This is a genomic window from Pseudomonas sp. FP2300 (assembly GCF_030687595.1).
Lineage (GTDB): Bacteria > Pseudomonadota > Gammaproteobacteria > Pseudomonadales > Pseudomonadaceae > Aquipseudomonas > Aquipseudomonas bijieensis.
In genome coordinates this window covers 597,209-618,101 of the sequence record NZ_CP117440.1, presented here as the reverse complement: position 1 = coordinate 618,101, position 20,893 = coordinate 597,209, and the positions used below count along the sequence as shown (strand labels likewise).

Genomic DNA, 20,893 nt, shown 5'->3' with positions numbered 1-20,893 from the left:
ACATTCCTTGCGTGACGGCAAACTGAAATCGCCGCACGAACAATCAGCAACTTCCTACAAAGTGACGGGCCTCGGGACTGCAACTGGCCGTGCTAACGTTCTTTCGTCGCAAAAAGCAAAGGACGTACCGATGACGATCCGTTACGCAAAAATCGCAATGATCCTGGCGCTCGCCGCCTTCGCCTTCCTGACCGTGTTCAACAACATCACGGACTACAGCTCCAACTTCAATTTCGTCCATCACGTGCTGAGCATGGACACCACCTTCCCCGACAATGCCGCCCGATACCGGGCCATCGATCAGCCCTGGATGTGGCATGGCGCCTATTGGCTGATCATCGTCGGCGAAGCGCTGACAGCAGGGCTTTTGGGTTACGGCACACTGAAACTGTGGCAGGCACGCCGGGCCGAGGCCTCGGTGTTCGCCCGCGCCAAGGGGTGGGCCGTTGCCGGTCTGACGGTGGGTTTCTTCGTCTGGTTCTTCGGTTTCATGGTCGTCGGCGGCGAGTGGTTCCTGATGTGGCAATCAGAAGTCTGGAACGGCCAGGATGCCGCGTTCAGGTTCTATATGGCGATTTTGGGCGTGTTGATCTTTCTCAACCAGCCTGACACCGAGGTGAAGTGATGCGCGTCCTTTGAAGATCCAGCGTGGGAGCGAACCTGCTCGCGATAGCGGCGTACCAGCTTGCCTGGATGCTGAATGTGACACCTCATCGCGAGCAGGCTCGCTCCCACAGGTAACAGCCGTGGTCGATAAATTCCGCGCATAAAAAACGGCCCGTTTCCATTGGAGACGGGCCGTTTTCATGTTCTTCAAGCGCGCCGTCAAGGCCGCGCTGAAGGTCTTACTGATTCAGACGGAAATCTTTCTCGGCCGCTTCGAAGCGCTGCAGCATACCGGCGGTAGGCGAGCCCATCTTGCTGACAACGTAGATGGCCAGGCTGGCGAAGATGAAGCCCGGGATGATTTCGTACAGGCCCAGCAGCTCGAAATGCTTCCAGACGATCACGGTGATCGCACCGACCAGGATGCCGGCCAGCGCGCCGTTACGGGTCATGTTCTTCCAGATCACCGAGATCAGCACAACCGGGCCGAACGCGGCACCGAAACCGGCCCAGGCGTAGCTCACCAGGCCCAGTACGCGGTTTTCCGGGTTGGCGGCCAGGGCGATGGCGACCAAGGCCACCAGCAACACCATGGCGCGGCCGACCCAGACCAGTTCCAGCTGGGAAGCGTTCTTGCGCAGGAAGGTCTTGTAGAAGTCTTCGGTCAGGGCACTGGAGCACACCAGCAACTGGCAGCTCAGGGTGCTCATTACCGCCGCCAGGATGGCCGACAGCAGGACACCGGCGATCCACGGGTTGAACAGCAGTTTCGCCAGCTCGATGAACACGCGCTCATGGTTTTCGGTCACCGGACCGGCCACTTCAGGGTGCGCCGAGAAGTAAGCGATACCGAAGAAGCCGACAGCCACGGTGCCGCCCAGGCACAGGATCATCCAGGTCATGGAGATACGACGGGCGTTGGCGATGGACTTGACCGAATCAGCCGCCATGAAGCGCGCCAGGATGTGCGGTTGACCGAAGTAGCCCAGGCCCCAGCCCATCAGCGAAATGATGCCGATGAAGGTGGTGTTTTTCAGCATGTCGAAGGACGAAGGATCTTTCGCTTCGATGGCCAGGAACGTGGTGTCCACGCCACCGGTGGCCAGCAGCACGATGATCGGCGTGAGGATCAGCGCGAAGATCATCAGGGTGGCTTGTACGGTGTCGGTCCAGCTCACGGCCAGGAAACCACCGACGAAGGTGTAGGCGATGGTCGCGGCGGCACCGGCCCACAGCGCGGTCTCGTAGGACATGCCGAAAGTGCTTTCGAACAGACGGGCGCCGGCGACGATGCCGGAAGCGCAGTAGATGGTGAAGAACACCAGGATGACCACCGCGGAGATGATCCGCAGCAGGCCGCTGTGGTCCTCGAAACGGCTGGAGAAATAGTCTGGCAGCGTCAGCGCGTCACCGTTGTGCTCGGTCTGCACCCGCAGGCGCCCTGCCACGAACAGCCAGTTGAGGTAGGCACCGACGATCAGGCCAATGGCGATCCAGCTTTCCGACAGGCCAGACATGTAGATGGCACCCGGCAAACCCATCAACAACCAGCCGCTCATGTCGGAAGCACCGGCGGACAATGCCGTGACCACGCTGCCCAGGCTACGACCGCCCAGGATGTAATCGGAAAGGTTATTGGTGGAGCGGTAAGCCATCAGACCGATCAGGACCATGGCTGCGATGTAGATCACGAAAGTGATCAAGGTGGGATTACTAACACTCATGAGTTACGCCCTGGCTTTGTTTTTATGTAGCGGTGGCAGTTGAAAGCGTCGACAACGCGGACGTTGTAGCGACGATTTGCAGTCCCGCGAATTTATGACTGATGTTTCCCCAGGAAAGCCATCAGCCGATGCCCCTCGACTTTCAAGCCGGTTGCACCTTGGCCGCGAATGCTATTCAACAAATGAAATAAGGTGCAACCTGTTTCGCTCGAATAAGTTGCACCTGATCGGTTTTATCGCAGAATCTGTACTTTTTGCTCCTTTTTAGTGCAGTCCATAGCGGTCCGCTAGAAGCCAAAGCACTAAGCCGGTGCAGGATTGACGGGGCAGAATTTGCTTCCAGATGAACTGCCTGTCATTTCAAGAAAAAAAGGGTTGCACCCGGTTGCACCTCAATCATCGCGCAGCTAATCTTGCCGCCAGCTGATGCCACGCCATACGTGGTAAACATGAGGATAAAAATATGGCTACCACCACCCTTGGGGTCAAACTCGATGACCCGACCCGCGAACGCCTCAAGGCGGCCGCAACCTCGATTGATCGCACACCACACTGGCTGATCAAGCAGGCAATTTTCAATTACCTGGAAAAACTCGAGGGTGGTGCAACCCTGACCGAGCTGAACGGTTCACCCCGCGCCGACAGCGATGATGCCGGCGATGTACAGGTCGACCACGCTCACCAATGCTTCCTCGAATTCGCCGAGAGCATCCTGCCGCAATCGGTCCTGCGTGCCTCCATCACCGCCGCTTACCGTCGCCCCGAGCCGGAAGTGGTGCCGATGCTGATCGAGCAGGCCCGCCTGCCGGCGCAAATGGCCGAAGCCACCAACAAGCTGGCCGCCTCGATTGCTGAAAAGCTGCGCAACCAGAAAAGTGCCGGCGGCCGTGCCGGTATTGTCCAGGGACTGCTGCAGGAGTTTTCCCTGTCATCCCAGGAAGGCGTGGCGCTGATGTGCCTGGCCGAGGCGCTGCTGCGTATCCCGGACAAAGGCACCCGTGATGCACTGATCCGCGACAAGATCAGTACCGGTAACTGGCAACCGCATTTGGGCAACAGCCCATCGCTGTTCGTCAACGCTGCCACCTGGGGCCTGCTGCTGACCGGCAAACTGGTCGCCACCCACAACGAAGCCGGCCTGACTTCCTCCCTGAGCCGCATCATCGGCAAGAGCGGCGAGCCGATGATCCGCAAGGGCGTCGACATGGCCATGCGCCTGATGGGTGAACAGTTCGTCACCGGCGAAACCATCGCCGAGGCCCTGGCCAACGCCAGCAAGTTCGAATCCAAGGGCTTCCGCTATTCCTACGACATGCTGGGTGAAGCCGCGCTCACCGAACATGACGCCCAGAAGTACCTGGCCTCGTACGAGCAAGCCATCCACTCGATCGGCAAAGCGTCCCATGGCCGTGGGATTTATGAAGGCCCGGGCATTTCCATCAAACTGTCCGCATTGCACCCGCGCTACAGCCGCGCCCAGTACGAACGCGTCATGGACGAGCTGTACCCGCGCCTGCTGTCGCTGACCTTGCTGGCCAAGCAATACGACATCGGCCTGAACATCGACGCCGAGGAAGCCGACCGCCTCGAGTTGTCCCTGGACCTGCTGGAACGCCTGTGCTTCGAGCCGCAACTGACCGGCTGGAACGGCATCGGCTTCGTGATCCAGGCGTACCAGAAGCGTTGCCCGTATGTGATCGACTACGTTATCGACCTGGCTCGCCGCAGCCGTCATCGCCTGATGATCCGCCTGGTGAAAGGCGCGTACTGGGACAGCGAAATCAAGCGCGCCCAGGTCGAAGGCCTGGAAGGCTATCCGGTCTATACCCGCAAGGTGTACACCGACGTGTCCTACATCGCTTGCGCCCGCAAGTTGCTGTCGGTGCCGGAAGTCATCTACCCACAGTTCGCCACGCACAACGCCCATACCCTGTCGGCGATTTATCACATCGCCGGTCAGAACTATTACCCGGGCCAGTACGAATTCCAGTGCCTCCACGGCATGGGTGAACCGCTGTACGAACAGGTTGTAGGCAAGGTCTCCGAAGGTAAGCTGAACCGTCCGTGCCGCGTGTACGCTCCGGTAGGTACTCACGAAACCCTGCTGGCGTACCTCGTACGTCGTTTGCTGGAAAACGGCGCGAACACCTCGTTCGTCAACCGCATCGCCGACCAGTCCATTTCGATCCAGGAGCTGGTGGCCGATCCAGTGGCCAGCATCGAGCAGTTGGCAACCCTGGAAGGCGGCTTCGGCCTGCCGCATCCGCGCATCCCACTGCCACGCGACCTGTATGGCAGCGAGCGCGCCAACTCCAGCGGCATCGACCTGGCCAACGAGCATCGCCTGGCGTCGCTGTCCTGTGCCCTGCTGGCCACCGCTCATAACGACTGGAAAGCCACGCCGATGCTCGGTTGCGCCGCCAGCGAAGAAGCACCGGCAGCAGTGCTGAACCCGGCCGATCACCGTGACGTGGTCGGTCATGTGCAGGAAGCCACGATCAGCGACGTCGACAATGCCATCCAGTGCGCCCTCAACGCCGCGCCTATCTGGCAGGCCACGCCGCCAGCCGAACGCGCCGCGATCCTCGAGCGCGCCGCCGACCTGATGGAAGGCGAGATCCAGCCGCTGATGGGCCTGCTGGCCCGCGAAGCCGGCAAGACCTTCGCCAACGCCATCGCCGAAGTACGTGAAGCCGTGGACTTCCTGCGCTACTACGCAGTGCAGGCACGCAACGATTTCACCAATGACGCCCACCGTCCTTTGGGTCCGGTGGTTTGCATCAGCCCGTGGAACTTCCCCCTGGCGATTTTCAGCGGCCAGGTCGCCGCCGCCCTGGCCGCCGGCAACCCGGTACTGGCCAAGCCCGCCGAGCAGACGCCATTGGTGGCGGCCCAAGCGGTGCGCCTGATGCTCGAAGCCGGCATTCCGGAAGGCGTGCTGCAACTGCTGCCGGGCCGTGGCGAAACCGTCGGCGCCCGTCTGGTGGGTGACGAGCGGGTCAAAGGCGTGATGTTCACCGGCTCCACCGAGGTCGCGCGCCTGCTGCAACGCAACATCGCCGGTCGCCTGGACAACCAGGGCCGTCCGATCCCACTGATCGCCGAAACCGGTGGCCAGAACGCCATGATCGTCGACTCCTCGGCGCTGACCGAACAAGTGGTCATCGACGTAGTGTCTTCGGCCTTCGACAGCGCCGGCCAGCGTTGCTCGGCCCTGCGGGTGCTGTGCTTGCAGGAAGATTCCGCCGACCGTGTCATCGAAATGCTCAAGGGCGCCATGGCCGAATCGCGCCTCGGCAATCCTGAACGCCTGTCGGTAGACATCGGCCCGGTGATCGACGCCGAAGCCAAGGCCGGCATCGAGAAACACATCCAGGCCATGCGCGATAAAGGTCGCACCGTGTACCAGATGGCAATCGCCGACAGTGACGAGTGCAAGCGCGGCACCTTTGTGATGCCGACCCTGATCGAACTGGAAAGCTTCGACGAGCTGCAACGGGAGATCTTCGGACCGGTGCTGCACGTAGTGCGCTACAAGCGCAAGGAGCTGGATCAGTTGATCAGCCAGATCAACGCTTCCGGTTATGGCCTGACCCTCGGCGTGCACACCCGTATCGACGAGACCATCGCCAAAGTGGTCGATAACGTCCATGCCGGCAACGTCTACGTGAACCGCAACATTGTCGGGGCCGTGGTCGGCGTGCAGCCGTTCGGTGGCGAAGGCCTGTCGGGCACCGGTCCCAAGGCCGGCGGTCCGCTGTACTTGTACCGCCTGCTGTCGACCCGTCCTACCGATGCAATCCAGCAATCCTTCGTGCGTGGCGATGCCCTCACTGCGCCAGACCTGCGTTTACGTGAAGCCCTGAGCAAACCGCTGACCGCCCTGCAAGCCTGGGCCGACAGCCAGAAACTCGCCGAGCTGAGCGCCCTGTGCGTGCAGTTCGCCGCCCAGTCGCAAAGCGGTATTACCCGCCAGCTGACCGGCCCGACCGGCGAACGCAACAGCTACGCCATCCTGCCGCGCGAGCACGTGTTGTGCCTGGCGGACGTGGAAGGCGATCTGCTGACGCAACTGGCGGCGGTACTGGCTGTGGGCGGCTCGGCCGTGTGGCCGGAAACCGACACCAGCAAGGCTTTGTTCGCACGTTTGCCGAAGGAGATTCAGGCACGCATCCAACGGGTTGCCGACTGGACCAAGGACGACGTGCTGTTCGACGCCGTGCTGCATCACGGCGATTCGGACCAACTGCGCGGCGTTTGCCAGCAAGTGGCCAAGCGGGCCGGTGCTATCGTCGGGGTGCACGGTTTGTCCCAGGGCGAGACCAACATTGCGTTGGAGCGTTTGGTGATCGAGCGGGCGTTGAGCGTGAACACGGCTGCCGCGGGTGGTAACGCCAGTCTGATGACCATTGGCTAAACCGTTGTAGACCAGGCACCTGCAATGGGTGCCTGGTCATAGAAACCCTGTGTGCGAGCTTGGTGGGAGCAAAGCTTGCTCGCGACCCAGGCGCTGCGGTCCTCAAGAGACCGCGGCGCTTTCATCGCGGGCAAGCCTTGCTCCCACAAAACTCGCTCCCATATTGAATTAGTGTCGCCCTAACCTCTGCATCACTGCCATCAATCATCCTGTTCAGCCTCTATTCCCACGCCTAGACTCGGCCCATTCCAAAAAAAGGTAGGCCGCCATGTCCGAGACGTTGCTCAGTTCCCGCAATCTGGCTTTCGAGCTGTATGAAGTCCTCGATGCCGAGGGCCTGACCCAGCGCGAGCGGTTTGCCGAGCACAATCGCGAAACCTTCGACGCAGCCCTCGCTACGGCCCGCAGCATCGCCGAGAAATTTTTCGCGCCCCACAACCGCAAGAACGATGAAAACGAACCGCGCTACGAGAACGGCGAGGCGATTCTGATTCCCGAGGTGAAACCGGCGGTGGATGCCTTCCTCGAGGCTGGCTTTCTCAATGCCGCACGCAGCTTCGAGGCTGGCGGTATGCAACTGCCGACGTTGTTGTCCCAGGCCTGCTTCGCGCATTTCCAATCGGCCAACGCCGCTTCGACCTCTTACCCGTTCCTGACCATGGGCGCGGCGAATCTGATCGAGAGCTTCGGCAGCGAGGAGCAAAAGCAACGCTTCCTGCAACCGATGATCGACGGCCGCTTCTTCGGCACCATGGCCCTGACCGAGCCACATGCAGGTTCTTCGCTGTCGGATATTCGTACACGCGCGGAGCCGGCGTCCGACGGCACCTACCGACTCAAGGGCAACAAGATCTTCATCTCCGGCGGCGATCATCCGCTATCGGAAAACATCGTGCACATGGTGCTGGCGAAACTGCCGGATGCACCGCCTGGCGTGAAAGGCATTTCGCTGTTTATCGTGCCCAAGTTCCTGGTCAACGACGACGGCAGCCTCGGCCCGCGCAACGATGTGCTGCTGGCGGGGCTGTTCCACAAAATGGGCTGGCGTGGCACCACCTCTACCGCGCTGAACTTCGGCGACAACGGCGAATGTGTCGGTTACCTCGTAGGCAAACCGCACCACGGCCTGAGCTACATGTTCCAGATGATGAACGAGGCACGGATCGGCGTCGGCATGGGCGCGGTGATGCTGGGTTACGCCGGCTACCTGTATTCACTTGAATACGCCCGCGAGCGCCCGCAGGGCCGGGTACCCGACAGCAAGGACCCGACTACGCCGCCGGTGGCGATCATCCAGCACGCCGACGTACGCCGCATGCTGCTGACCCAGAAGGCCTACGTTGAAGGTTCATTTGACCTGGGCCTGTACGCCGCGCGGCTGTTCGACGACACCACCACCCTGGAAAGCGAAGCCGAGCGCCGGCGCGCCCATGAGCTGCTGGATTTGCTGACCCCTATCGTCAAATCCTGGCCCTCGGAGTTCTGCCTGAAGGCCAACGAGCTGGCGATTCAGATTCTTGGCGGCCACGGCTACACCCGCGAATACCCGGTGGAGCAGTATTACCGCGACAACCGCCTGAACCCGATCCATGAAGGCACCCACGGCATCCAGTCCCTGGACCTGCTGGGGCGCAAGCTGGCGCAGAACGGCGGCGCTGGCCTCAAGCAATTGATCCGGCTGGTGGCCGACACCACTGAGCGCGCCCAGGCCCACGCATCACTGACGCCATTGCGCCAACCACTGGAAGCGCTGGTAGCACGCCTGCAAACGGTTACCCTCGGCCTGCTGACGGACCTGGCCCAAGGCAAGGTCAACAGCAGTCTCGCCAACTCGGCGCTGTACCTCAAGGTGTTTGGTCACATGGTGATTGGCTGGCGCTGGCTGGAACAGGCGATTCGGGCCGAGGAAGGTTTGGCCAAGGGGAACGAGGCGGACAGCGACTTCTATAAGGGCAAGCTGCAAGCGGCGCGGTACTTCCTGACCTGGGAAGTGCCGGGGTGTCACCATGAGCTGGAGCTGCTCGAGACGCGGGATGATACGTGCCTGGGGATGCGGGATGAGTGGTTCTGAGCCTGCTCTTGTGCGGGGCTGAAAACCGATCGCGAGCAGGCTCGCTCCCACAGTGGAACGGGGTGAACACAGATTTTATGTCCACTTAGCCCCTATGTGGGAGCGAGCCTGCTCGCGATGACTCAGGTGCAGACAACACTGCTGCACAAGCCCGTCGCAGGTTCAGGCCTGCTGAATGGTCTTGGCAATCACCTCGACCGTGGCGCTGACTTGCTCTTGGTAACGGTCGAGTTCCGCTTGATGAGCCTTTTGCATTTCCATCTGTTGCGAACACAGGTTCATCGCCGCCAGTACCAGCAGGCGATCACCGATCAGCGTCGGGTATTTCCTCTTGGTATCGGCCAGGGCGGCCTTGAGCATGGCAGCGGCGTCCAGCAGGGCCTGCTCCTGCCCGGCCGGGGCCTTGATTGAATAGTCTTCTCCCAGGATCGAGATGACTGTCACCCCATCGGCGCCGTGCTTCATGCGCTGACAGGACCGGCGCTGGCGCGCTCGATCAACGCCTGGATGCGGGCAGCGGTAGCGCCGTGCAGTTCTTCCTGTTCCATCAGGCTCAGTTGCAGGCTCTCGTTTTCATCCTTGGCCCTGGCAAGTTCCGCGCTCAGGGTTTCGTTCAGGCCGGTGAGGTGACGGTTCTGTTGCACCAGGTCGTTGACCAGTTGCTCCAGCTGGCTGAGGGATGTTTCCAACATATTGATTTCCAGGCATTTTCAAGGGGCGCGTACGATAAAGAAAAGTCACCGCCGATGCCACGGTTACACGGCGGCGGTGCTTCGCTCGCGAGCTGTAGAGACTGCGATTCGGGAATCTGGTTCCTACCCTTCGTCGCACGGTAGGTGTTGCCCTGCGACAAAAGCACGCGTCGGCCTCAAGACTTCAGTCGTATGACCGATAAGTCAGGGAACAGCAGTCACAGCCCCGCACGGACGCGTCTTCTTCCGGTACTTCCCATGTCTCTACGTAATATGAACATCGCGCCGCGGGCGTTCCTGGGGTTTGCCCTGATAGGCACCCTGATGCTGGCCCTCGGGGTGTTTGCCCTGGCCCAGATGAGCAACATCCGCACCTCTGGCGAAAGCATCGCCCGCAACAGCGTGCCCAGCATCAAGGCCCTGGATGAGTTCACCCAGCTCACCCTGCGTCTGCGGGTGCTGTCCTATCGCTTGCTGACCAACCGCGAACCGGACATCCAGCAGAAAACCTACGATCTGTTCGAGCAACGCAACCAACAGATCCGCGCCGCCCAGACGGCCTACGAAAAACTCATCAGCGCCCCGGAAGAACGGGCCGCCTACGATCAGTATGTACAACTGCTGGGTCAGTACCGTCAGCTCGAAGAGCGGATGAAAACCCTGTCGCGCAATAATCAGATCGAGGAACTGCGGGTATTGCTCAACACCGAACTGCTGAGCAACTCCGAAGCCATCAACGCAATCCTGGGCCGCCTGCTGGAAATCAATAACCACCAGGCCGAGGCTTTCAACCAGAGCGCTGAGCAGCAATATTCAAAAGCCTTCATGCTGGTCGTCACGCTGCTGGTCATCGCCACCGGCCTGACCCTGCTGTTCGCCTGGCTGCTGACCAATAGCATTACCAAGCCGATTGCCAATGCCCTGGACGCCGCCGAGGAAATCGCCAAGGGCAACCTGACCCGGCCAATCACCGTCGATGGCACCGATGAGGCCGGTCGCCTGCTCAAAGCGATGGCGACCATGCAGGAGAAACTGCGCGACACCTTGCAGCGGATTTCTGGCTCGGCCACACAACTTGCGTCGGCGGCCGAAGAGCTCAACGCCGTCACTGACGAAAGCGCCCGTGGCCTGACCCAGCAGAACAACGAAATCGAACAGGCCGCCACGGCAGTCAACGAAATGACCAGTGCCGTGGAAGAAGTGGCGCGCAATGCGGTCAGCACCTCCGAAGCATCGAAAGACGCCACGACTTCCGCCGGTGATGGCCGTGACCTGGTGCAGGAAACCGTCAGCGCCATCGAACGCATGAGCGCCGACGTGCAAAGCACTGCCACGCTGATTGGCAACCTGGCCAATGAGTCCCGCGATATCGGCAAGGTGCTGGACGTGATCCGCGGCCTGGCCGACCAGACCAACCTGCTGGCGCTGAACGCCGCTATCGAGGCGGCCCGTGCCGGTGAGGCCGGTCGTGGTTTTGCCGTGGTCGCCGACGAAGTCCGCGCCCTGGCTCACCGCACGCAGCAATCGACCAGCGAGATCGAACGCATGATCGGCAGTATCCAGAACGGCACCGAACAGGCCGTGGATTCGATGCGCAACAGCACCGAACGCGCCGAGTCGACGCTGAACATCGCTCGCGGCGCCGGCATGTCCCTGGACACCATCAACACCGCCATCGTCGAGATCAACGAACGCAACCTGGTGATTGCCAGCGCCGCCGAGGAGCAGGCCCAAGTGGCCCGCGAAGTGGACCGCAACCTGGTGAACATCCGCGACCTGTCGGTGCAATCGGCCACCGGCGCCAACCAGACCAGCGCCGCCAGTGCCGAACTGTCGCGCCTGGCCGTGGACCTGAACAGCATGGTTGGACGGTTCAGCCTTTAACCGCAAACCCATTGATCGCTCACAATCCATGAGCGATCAATGCTGTTGTGGCGAGGGAGCTTGCTCCCGCTGGGCTGCGAAGCGGCCCAAAACTTCAAAAGCGACGACTGCTTCGCAGCCGAGCGGGAGCAAGCTCCCTCGCCACAAGGGCTGCGCCCAGAACCCGATCCCCCAACCTTTTTTGACAGCATCACATTTCAACAGGTTAGAATCGCTGGCACGCAGACTGCATGGTCAGTCTGTGCCCGCCCTTCAGTTTTCCCGGAGTAACGCCTTTGACTGCGACGACCATCAACAGCCTGTTCTTGATCGGCGCGTTGCTGGTAGGTGCGAGCATCCTGGTGAGTTCTCTTTCGTCCCGCCTGGGTATCCCGATCCTGGTGATCATCCTGGCCGTGGGCATGGTGGCCGGTGTCGATGGCGCCGGTATTCTTTTCGATAACTACGCCACGGCCTACCTGGTCGGCAATCTCGCATTGGCTGTCATTCTGCTCGACGGCGGCTTGCGCACGCGGGTGTCGAGCTTTCGCGTGGCGCTGTGGCCGGCGTTGTCGCTGGCCACGGTCGGGGTATTGATCACCACTGGACTGACCGGCCTGGCGGCGGCGTGGCTGTTCAACCTGAACCTGATCCAGGGCCTGCTGATCGGCGCCATCGTCGGCTCGACGGATGCGGCGGCAGTGTTTTCACTACTGGGCGGCAAGGGCCTGAACGAGCGGGTCAGCGCCACCCTCGAGATCGAGTCCGGCAGTAACGACCCCATGGCGGTGTTCCTCACCGTCACCCTGATCGGCATGCTCGCCAGTGGCGAAACCGGCCTGCACTGGAGCCTGCTGGGACATCTGGTGCGCGAGTTCGGCATTGGCTCGGTGCTTGGCCTGGGCGGTGGCTGGCTGATGCTGCAACTGGTCAATCGCATCAACCTGGCCAACGGCCTCTACCCGATCCTGGTCATCAGCGGCGGCCTGGCCGTGTTCGCCCTGACCAACGCCCTGCACGGCAGTGGTTTCCTGGCGGTGTACCTGTGTGGCCTGGTGCTGGGCAACCGTCCGGTACGCAGCCGCCACGGCATCCTGCACATGCTCGATGGCATGGCCTGGCTGGCGCAGATCGGCATGTTCCTGGTGCTGGGGCTGCTGGTCACGCCCCACGACCTGCTGCCCATTGCCCTGCCGGCCCTGGGCCTGGCGCTGTGGATGATCCTGTTCGCGCGCCCGCTGTCGGTCATGGTGGGCCTGCTGCCATTCAAGGCGTTCCATGGTCGCGAAAAAGCCTTTATTTCCTGGGTCGGCCTGCGCGGCGCGGTGCCGATCATTCTCGCCGTGTTCCCGCTGATGGCCGGCCTGCCCCACGCCCAACTCTATTTCAACCTGGCGTTCTTCATCGTGCTGGTCTCGCTGCTGGTGCAGGGCACGAGCCTGCCGTGGGTCGCCAAGTTGCTGCACGTGACCGTCCCGCCCGAGCCGCTGCCGATTTCCCGGGCGGCGCTGGAAGTGCACGTCACCAGCGAATGGGAGCTGTTCATCTATCGCCTGGGCGCGGAAAAATGGTGCATCGGCTCGCCCCTGCGGGACCTGAAAATGCCCGAAGGCACGCGCATCGCCGCACTGTTTCGCGGCCAACAACTGCTCCATCCGTCGGGTAGTACGGTGTTGGAAGTCGATGATTTGCTCTGTGTTATCGGCCACGAACATGATTTGCCGGCCCTTGGAAAACTGTTCAGCCAAGCGCCGCAACGGGGCCTTGATTTGCGCTTTTTCGGCGACTTCGTACTCGAAGGAGACGCCCAGTTGGCCGCGGTTGCCGCCCTGTACGGATTGCAACTGGATGGCATCGATCCGGACATGTCCCTGGGGCGCTTCATTGCCCAGAAAGTCGGCGGCGCGCCGGTGGTCGGCGACCAGGTGGATTGGAACAACACCCTGTGGACCGTCGCGGCCATGGACGGGAACAAGATCGGCAAAGTGGGCGTCAGATTCCCCGAAGGAAGTCGCCCGGGTCCCGGCTTGTTCCTCTAAACTGCTCCCACTCTCACTTGCTCGACCGGTCTCTATGCCTACCCTGCGCTCCTTTTTCGCCATCGCCCTGCTGGGCTTGAGTCTCTCCGTCTGCACACTGCAAGCCGCTGATCTTCCCTCCAGTGCTTCGGTGCAGGCCAGCCTGGACAAGATCGCCGACCGCAAACTGCCGGAAGCCGACCAGAAAGCCCTGCAGGCCGTCTTGCAGAACACGCTGACCCAGCTCAGCAACAAGGCCGACTACGAACAGAAGTTGCAGGCGCTCAAACAGCAACTGGCCACCGCGCCCAAGCAGAACATCGAGAACCAGCGCGAACTGGCGCGGCTCAAGGGCACCACGGTGGTGCCGGTGGCGCAACGCTATGCCAACCTGCCGATTCCCCAGCTTGAGCAAATGCTCTCGGATCGCTCCACCCAGCAGGGTGATCTGCAAAAAGCCCTGGCCGACGCCAACAGCCTGATCATCACCGCCCAGACCCGTCCCGAGCGTGCCCAGGCGGAAATCTCCAGCAGCCAGACCCGCATCCAGCAAATCAACACCATCCTCAAGGCCGGTCGAGACGCCGGCAAAACCCTGAGCGCCGAGCAACGCGACCAGCTCAACGCCGAGTTGGCGGCGCTCAACGCGCTGATTCCGCTACGCCGCCAGGAGCTGGCCGGCAACAGCCAACTGCAGGATCTGGGCAACGGTCAACACGATTTGCTGATGGAAAAAATCGCCCGCACGGAGCAGGAAATCCAGGACCTGCAAAACCTGATAAACCAGAAGCGCCTGGCCCAGTCCCAGGAGACGGTGACCCAGCAATCCATCGAAGCCCAGAAGGCCGGTGGCAGCAGCTTGCTGGCGACCGAAAGCGCGGCCAACCTGAAGCTCTCCGACTACCTGCTCAAAAGCACCGACCGCCTCAACGAGGTGACCCAGCAGAACTTGCAGACCAAGCAACTGCTGGACAGCGTCACCCAGACCGACGCCGCCCTGGACGAGCAGATCAGCGTGCTCAAGGGCAGCCTGCTGCTCTCCAAGATCCTCTACAAGCAGCGCCAGACCCTGCCGCGCCTCAAGCTGGACCAGAACCTGGCCGACCAGATCGCCGACATCCGCCTGTACCAGTTCGAAGTCAGCCAACAACGTGAGCTGCTGAACAATCCCAGTGCCTATGTCGACAACCTGCTGGCCTCCCAGCCATCGGAACAGGCCACGCCGCAACTGCGCAAGACCTTGCTGGAACTGGCACTGACCCGCGTCGACCTGCTGGAACGGCTGAACCGCGAATTGAGCGCAGTGCTCAACGAATCCATCACCCTGCAGCTCAACCAGAAGCAACTGCTCAGCACCGCCCAGAACCTGCGGGCGACGCTTGAAGAGCAGATGTTCTGGATTCCCAGCAACAAGCCGCTGGATTTCGAATGGATGCGCGGCGTGCCGATGCGCCTGGAAAAACAGATCGATTCGCTGCCCTGGGCTTCGAGCCTCAGTGAGCTGGCCGATGGCCTGACCCAGCGTCCGCTGCTGTTCCTGCCCCTGGCGCTGCTGATTGGGGCACTGCTGTGGCGGCGCAAGAATCTTTATGCGCGCTTGAACAAGGTTCACCAGGACGTTGGTCACTTCAAGCGCGACAGCCAGTGGCACACGCCCCAGGCGATCCTGATCAATATCCTCCTGGCAATGCCGGTGGCCCTGGCGCTGACCCTCTGCGGCTATGCCTTGCAGATCGACGCCCGCGGCCAGAACGCCAACCTCGGCGCGGCGCTGCTGCAGATCGGCCAGGCCTGGCTGGTGTTCTACACCGCCTATCGGGTGTTGGCCCCGGGCGGCGTGGCCGAATTGCATTTCCGCTGGGAGAAACCCCAGGTCGAATTCCTCCAGGGCTGGATCCGCCGGCTTGGGCTGGTGGTGCTGGCGTTGGTGGCCGTGGTGGCCGTGGCCGAGTTGCAGCCCTCGACCCTGGCCGATGACGTGCTCGGCATGCCGGTGGTACTGACCTGCTACGCGCTGATGGCGTGGTTGCTCAGCCGCCTGTTGCTGAGTAGCCCGACACACAAGAACACCTCGCTGTTCCGCAAGGCCGTCGGGGTGCTGTTCACCGCGCTGCCGATCGCGCTGTTCGTGGCGGTGTGCTTCGGCTACTACTACACCGCACTGAAGCTCAGCGACCGGTTGATCAATACCCTGTACCTGCTGATGTTCTGGCTGGTGATCGAGGCGACCTTCGTGCGCGGCCTGTCGGTGGCGGCGCGGCGCCTGGCCTACCAGCGTGCCTTGGCCAAGCGCCAGGCCGCCAAGGAAGCCGGCGACGGCGAAGCGGTGGTCGAGGAGCCGACCCTGGACATCGAGAAGGTCAACGAGCAGTCCCTGCGCCTGATCCGCCTGGCCTTGCTCGGCGGCTTCATCGCCGCGTTGTACTGGGTCTGGTCGGACCTGATCAGCGTGTTCTCGTACCTGGACAACATCACCCTCTACGAATACACCAGCGGCACCGGCGTCAACATGAGCATGGTGCCGATCAGTATCGGCGACATGCTCGGCGCGTTGATCATCATCGGCATCACCTTCGCCCTGGCACGCAACCTGCCGGGCCTGTTGGAAGTGTTCGTACTGTCGAAACTGAACCTGGCCCAGGGCAGTGCCTATGCCACCACCACGCTGCTGTCCTATGTGATCGCCGGTGTCGGCTTCGTCACCACGCTGTCCACCCTGGGCGTGAGCTGGGACAAACTGCAATGGCTGGTGGCCGCACTGTCGGTGGGCCTGGGTTTCGGCATGCAGGAGATCTTCGCCAACTTCATCTCCGGGATCATGATCCTGTTCGAGCGTCCGGTGCGCATCGGCGACACCATCACCATCGGCAACCTGTCGGGCACCGTCAGCAAGATCCGCATCCGCGCGACCACCATCACCGACTTCGACCGCAAGGACATCATCGTCCCGAACAAGACCTTCATCACCGGGCAACTGATCAACTGGTCGTTGACCGACACCGTGACCCGGGTGACCCTGAAACTGGGCGTGGACTACGGCTCGGACCTGGATCGGGTGCGCGAACTGCTGCTCAAGGCCGCCCGTGAAAACCCACGGGTACTGAAGGAGCCGGAACCGATCGTGTACTTCCTGAACTTCGGTGAAAGCACCCTGGACCATGAGCTACGCATGCACGTGCGCGACCTCGGTGACCGCAACCCGGTACTGGACGAGATCAACCGCTTCATCAACCGAGAGTTCAAGAAGGAGCACATCAACATCTCCTTCCGGCAGATGGAAATCTATCTGAAGAACATGCAAGGCCAGGAATACAAACTGGTGCCTGCCGAGCCCGACAAAAAGACCATCGCACCCGTGCCTTCGGCTGTTGCCAGCATCAAGCCGGTACCCGAGCCGCCGCAAGAAACACTCGACTGATGCGCGCTGCCTGAAGGCCTCGCGCCGGAGACGGCCATGAAAACGCTGGAAACGTTGACCTTCGATAACCGTTTCGCCCGCCTGGGCGACGGGTTATCGACCCACGTGCTGCCCGAGCCCATCGACAATCCGCGACTGGTGGTCGCCAGCCCGGCCGCCATGGCGTTACTGGACCTGGATCCGGCCGAAGCCGAGGCTCCGCTGTTTGCCGAGATCTTCGGCGGCCATAAGCTCTGGGCCGAAACCGAGCCCCGGGCGATGGTGTATTCGGGGCATCAGTTCGGTCACTACAACCCGCAATTGGGCGATGGCCGTGGGTTGCTGCTGGGCGAGGTGTACAACGAGGCCGGCGAGCATTGGGACCTGCACCTCAAGGGTGCCGGCCAGACGCCGTTCTCACGGATGGGCGATGGGCGGGCAGTGCTGCGTTCCTCGATCCGCGAATTCCTCGCCTCCGAATCCCTGCACGCCCTGGGCATCCCCACCACCCGCGCCTTGTGCGTGATCGGTTCGGACACCCCGGTGTGGCGCGAAAAACAGGAGCGCGCCGCCATGGTGCTGCGCCTGGCACCCAGCCACGTGCGCTTCGGCCATTTCGAATATTTCTACTACACCAAGAAGCCCGAGCTGCACGCGGCCCTCGCCGAGCACGTGTTGAACCTGCATTTTGCCGAGTGCCGCGAGCAGCCGGAGCCGTACCTGGCGATGTTCCGCGAGATCGTCGAGCGCAACGCCGAGCTGATTGCCAAATGGCAGGCCTACGGTTTCTGCCACGGCGTGATGAACACCGACAACATGTCGATCCTGGGCATCACCTTCGACTTCGGGCCGTTCGCCTTCCTCGACGACTTCGACGCCAATTTCATCTGCAACCACTCCGATGACCAGGGCCGCTACTCATTCAGCAACCAAGTGCCCATCGGTCAGTGGAACCTCAGCGCCCTGGCCCAGGCCCTGACGCCGTTCATCAGCGTCGAAGCCCTGCGCGAAACCCTCGGCCTGTACTTGCCACTGTTCCAGGCCCACTACCTGGACCTGATGCGCCGCCGCCTCGGCCTGACCCTTGCCGAAGAAGATGACCAGAAACTGGTGGAGCGCCTGCTGCAACTGATGCAGAACAGCGGCGTCGACTACAGCCTGTTCTTCCGTCGGCTGGGCGATCGATCACCCGAACTGGCCATTGCCAACCTGCGCGACGACTTCGTCGACCTCAAGGGTTTCGATGCCTGGGGCGAGCTGTATATTGCCCGCGTCAACCGCGAAGGCGTTGTCGATCAGGACCTGCGCCGAGCCCGCATGCATGCCGTCAACCCACTGTATGTGCTGCGTAACTACCTCGCGCAGAAAGCCATCGACGCCGCCGAATCAGGCGACTACGAAGAAGTCCGCCGCCTGCACACAGTGCTGAGCAAGCCGTTCGAAGAACAACCGGGCATGGACAGCTACGCGCAACGTCCGCCGGAATGGGGCAAGCACCTGGAGATCAGCTGTTCGTCGTAACCTTCCCGCCAAACACATAACCCTGTGGCGAGGGGATTTATCCCCGCTGGGCTGCGCAGCAGCCCCAAGAACCAGGCAGCGCGGTGCAACAGATAAACCGCGTCAGCCGGATTACGACTGCTTCGCAGCCGAGCGGGGCGGTGCGACGTTTCGCTAAATCCCCTCGCCACAATGTTTCTGACTGGCTTTGAGTGGTTCATCGCCCGCCCAAACCGTCTGCCTGCTCATCCAACCTTATCGTTCCCCTGCTCAGGCGTCTCGATCCCCGACTCTGCCTCTTCAACCCCCTTCTCCTTGGGGTTGGCCGGTGGTTTTTCCTCGGGATAGCCGGGCATGCCGCGGGCGTCTTCAGGGGTCAGTTCATCCCGGTCGTGGCGGCGGTCGGTGGCGTAGGACGGGGCGGCGTTGGGGTCTTCATCGCGGCCGGCGGTGCCGAGGACGAAGCCGTCGTCGTTAGGGTTGTCCACTGCCTGGGGCGTGGTTGGGTCTTGAGGATGGCTCATGGGACCTCCTGAGTCTGCAAACAGGTACGTGGTGTCTTTTTGAGGCCGTGACACCTTCTCAGTGCGGCGCACCTGATGAATGGCAGCCTTGGATAACTTTGGCGAAACTCGGAAGGAAGATCAGTGAAAAGCCTGTGGGAGCTGAGCCTGCTCGCGATGAAGGCACCACGATCTACCGGAAGATCGCGTTATCGTTCATCGCGAGCAAGCTTGGCTCCCACAGAAGCACGCTCACTCAAGAGCGCCCGCCCTACGCCATATCACTGTGGCTGAATTCCTCGGCCAGAAAATCAATCAACGTACGCACCGACGGCAGCAACCCCCGTCGCGAAGCAAAGATCGCATGGACGATGCCGCACTTGGGCGTCCAGCCCGGCACCAGCTCCACCAACCGCCCGGCTGCGATATCTTCGCGCACCACCACGGTGGGCAGGTGAGCGACGCCGATGCCGGCCAGCACGGCGTGACGCAGGGCCAGCAGGTCGTCGGTGACCATGCGCGGTTCATGACGGATCAGCGCGCGGGTGCCGTCGGGGCCGAACAATTCCCACTGGTATTCACGTTGTGCCGCCCCCCAGTGCACGCTCGGCAAGCCGTTGAGGTCCGCCGGGGAAGCCGGTGCAGACAAACGCTCCAGGAACGCCGGGCTGCCCACCAGGCATTGGGTGCTGTTGCTCAACACCTTCATGACCATGTCGGTGTTTTCCAGCGGCGGAAAGCGCACCCGCAAGGCGATGTCGAACCCTTCGTGGATCAGGTCGACCCGGCGGTTGGTGCTCTCGATGAACAACTCCACCCGTGGGTACTTGAGCATGTAGCGGGTCAGCATCGGTCCGACCCAACTGTTGAGCAGCGCCGTCGGACAACTGATGCGCACCAGCCCCTGGGGTTCGGAGCGGTTGCGCTCGATCACTTCCGCCGCGCTCTCGGCCTCGACCCGCATCGCCAGGCAGCGCTGGTAATAGGCCTGGCCGATCTCCGTCAGCGTGCAATGGCGGCTGGTGCGGTGGAGCAGCCGCACCCCGAGTCGCTCTTCCAGTTGGGCGATACGTCGGCTGAGTTTCGACTTGGGCATGTCCAGCGCGCGACCGGCGGCGGCGAAACCACGGTGCTCCACGACCTGGGTGAAGTAGTACAGCGTGTTGAGGTCTTCGATGATCGTTCTCCAAATAGAACGCTAAGGCTGATTTTCGCAGTCTAGCGCATCAAAGGTGCCAGTTTTAATCTACACCCATCGAAACGCAACACGGTTTGAAGCCGAAGCGCTTCGACCGGATGAGTCACCGATCAATCGCTACACCGACATTAAAAACCTTAACCACGCCGAAACCTTCGGCAACCAAAACTTAATGAGGGCTACGCCATGACTACTTCCTACAACCGTCTCGACAAAGATAACGCCGCCGTTCTGCTGGTGGACCACCAGGCTGGCCTGCTCTCGCTGGTGCGTGACATCGACCCGGACCGTTTCAAGAACAACGTGCTGGCCCTGGCCGACCTGGCCAAATACTTCAAGCTGCCAACCATCCTCACCACCAGTTTCGAAACCGGCCCCAACGGCCCGCTGATGCCAGAACTCAAGACCCTGTTCCCGGACGCGCCGTACATCGCCCGTCCCGGCCAGATCAACGCCTGGGACAACGAAGATTTCGTCAAGGCCATCAAGGCCACCGGCAAGAAGCAACTGATCATCGCCGGCGTGGTGACTGAAGTCTGCGTGGCCTTCCCGGCACTCTCGGCCCTGGCCGAAGGTTTCGAGGTGTTCGTGGTCACCGATGCCTCAGGCACGTTCAACGAACTGACCCGTCAATCGGCCTGGGACCGCATGTCCTCCTCCGGTGCGCAACTGATGACCTGGTTCGGCCTGGCCTGTGAACTGCACCGCGACTGGCGCAATGATGTGGAAGGGCTGGCGACCTTGTTCTCCAACCACATCCCGGACTACCGCAACCTGATGACCAGCTACAACACGCTGACCAACGCCAAGTAACAGCCACACCGATCCACCTTTGTGGGAGCGAGCCTGCTCGCGATGACGGCAGGACAGTCAATGATGTATTGACTGTCAGGTCGCAATCGCG

Annotated in this window: 13 protein-coding genes; 8 read left to right on the top strand and 5 right to left on the bottom strand. The window is 61.7% G+C overall.

The annotated features are described in order from the left end of the window. The first annotated feature begins 130 nt into the window (after window positions 1–130). Window positions 131–625, top strand: coding sequence for a DUF2165 family protein (locus tag PSH86_RS02650; RefSeq protein WP_109752100.1), 495 nt, complete (start codon window positions 131–133; stop codon window positions 623–625). A gap of 220 nt (window positions 626–845) precedes the next feature. Here PSH86_RS02650 and putP read toward each other — a convergent pair whose 3' ends face one another. Continuing rightward, the gene (gene putP, locus PSH86_RS02645; protein WP_109752099.1) at window positions 846–2,330 is read right to left on the bottom strand and encodes a sodium/proline symporter PutP; all 1,485 of its coding nucleotides are present in this window, start codon (window positions 2,328–2,330) and stop codon (window positions 846–848) included. Between the two features lie 463 nt (window positions 2,331–2,793). Between putP and putA the strand changes: the two genes are divergently transcribed. After that, window positions 2,794–6,747, top strand: a complete 3,954-nt coding sequence (gene putA, locus PSH86_RS02640; protein ID WP_305487642.1) for a trifunctional transcriptional regulator/proline dehydrogenase/L-glutamate gamma-semialdehyde dehydrogenase — start codon at window positions 2,794–2,796, stop codon at window positions 6,745–6,747. A gap of 268 nt (window positions 6,748–7,015) precedes the next feature. After that, window positions 7,016–8,818 carry an acyl-CoA dehydrogenase gene (locus tag PSH86_RS02635; RefSeq protein ID WP_109752097.1) on the top strand — a complete coding sequence of 601 codons (1,803 nt, stop codon included), beginning with the start codon at window positions 7,016–7,018 and terminating at the stop codon, window positions 8,816–8,818. A 162-nt stretch (window positions 8,819–8,980) separates the two neighbouring features. Here the strand turns inward: PSH86_RS02635 and PSH86_RS02630 are convergent, their stop codons facing one another. Further along, window positions 8,981–9,283 carry a cell division protein ZapA gene (locus PSH86_RS02630; RefSeq protein WP_109752096.1) on the bottom strand — a complete coding sequence of 101 codons (303 nt, stop codon included), beginning with the start codon at window positions 9,281–9,283 and terminating at the stop codon, window positions 8,981–8,983. Next, a complete protein-coding gene (locus PSH86_RS02625; protein ID WP_109752095.1) occupies window positions 9,280–9,510 on the bottom strand; it encodes a hypothetical protein in 231 nt (76 codons plus the stop codon). Before PSH86_RS02625 ends, PSH86_RS02630 begins: the two co-directional genes overlap by 4 nt. Window positions 9,511–9,768: 258 nt before the next feature. On the opposite strand from PSH86_RS02625, the gene PSH86_RS02620 reads away from it, so the two are divergent. The 4 genes from PSH86_RS02620 to selO all read left to right on the top strand — a co-directional run bounded on the left by PSH86_RS02620 (window position 9,769) and on the right by selO (window position 18,309). After that, a complete protein-coding gene (locus PSH86_RS02620; protein WP_232201277.1) occupies window positions 9,769–11,394 on the top strand; it encodes a methyl-accepting chemotaxis protein in 1,626 nt (541 codons plus the stop codon). Window positions 11,395–11,669: 275 nt separating this feature from the next. After that, on the top strand, window positions 11,670–13,412 hold the full coding sequence (locus PSH86_RS02615; protein WP_109752093.1) for a potassium/proton antiporter: 1,743 nt from the start codon (window positions 11,670–11,672) through the stop codon (window positions 13,410–13,412). 34 nt (window positions 13,413–13,446) lie between these two features. Then, on the top strand, window positions 13,447–16,809 hold the full coding sequence (gene mscK, locus PSH86_RS02610) for a mechanosensitive channel MscK (protein ID WP_109752092.1): 3,363 nt from the start codon (window positions 13,447–13,449) through the stop codon (window positions 16,807–16,809). A gap of 36 nt (window positions 16,810–16,845) precedes the next feature. Then, window positions 16,846–18,309: a protein adenylyltransferase SelO gene (selO, locus tag PSH86_RS02605; RefSeq protein WP_176688742.1), complete on the top strand. Its 1,464-nt coding sequence runs from the start codon at window positions 16,846–16,848 to the stop codon at window positions 18,307–18,309. Window positions 18,310–18,533: 224 nt separating this feature from the next. On the opposite strand, the gene PSH86_RS02600 is transcribed toward selO, so the two are convergent. Beyond that, a complete protein-coding gene (locus tag PSH86_RS02600) occupies window positions 18,534–18,812 on the bottom strand; it encodes a hypothetical protein (RefSeq protein ID WP_109752088.1) in 279 nt (92 codons plus the stop codon). A 250-nt stretch (window positions 18,813–19,062) separates the two neighbouring features. Beyond that, window positions 19,063–19,968 (bottom strand): LysR family transcriptional regulator, encoded by a 906-nt coding sequence (locus tag PSH86_RS02595; protein WP_204334279.1) that lies wholly within the window; start codon window positions 19,966–19,968, stop codon window positions 19,063–19,065. Between the two features lie 207 nt (window positions 19,969–20,175). Here PSH86_RS02595 and ycaC point away from each other — a divergent pair, with 207 nt between their 5' ends. Beyond that, the gene (gene ycaC, locus PSH86_RS02590) at window positions 20,176–20,802 is read left to right on the top strand and encodes an isochorismate family cysteine hydrolase YcaC (RefSeq protein WP_109752086.1); all 627 of its coding nucleotides are present in this window, start codon (window positions 20,176–20,178) and stop codon (window positions 20,800–20,802) included. The last annotated feature ends 91 nt before the right edge of the window (window positions 20,803–20,893 follow it).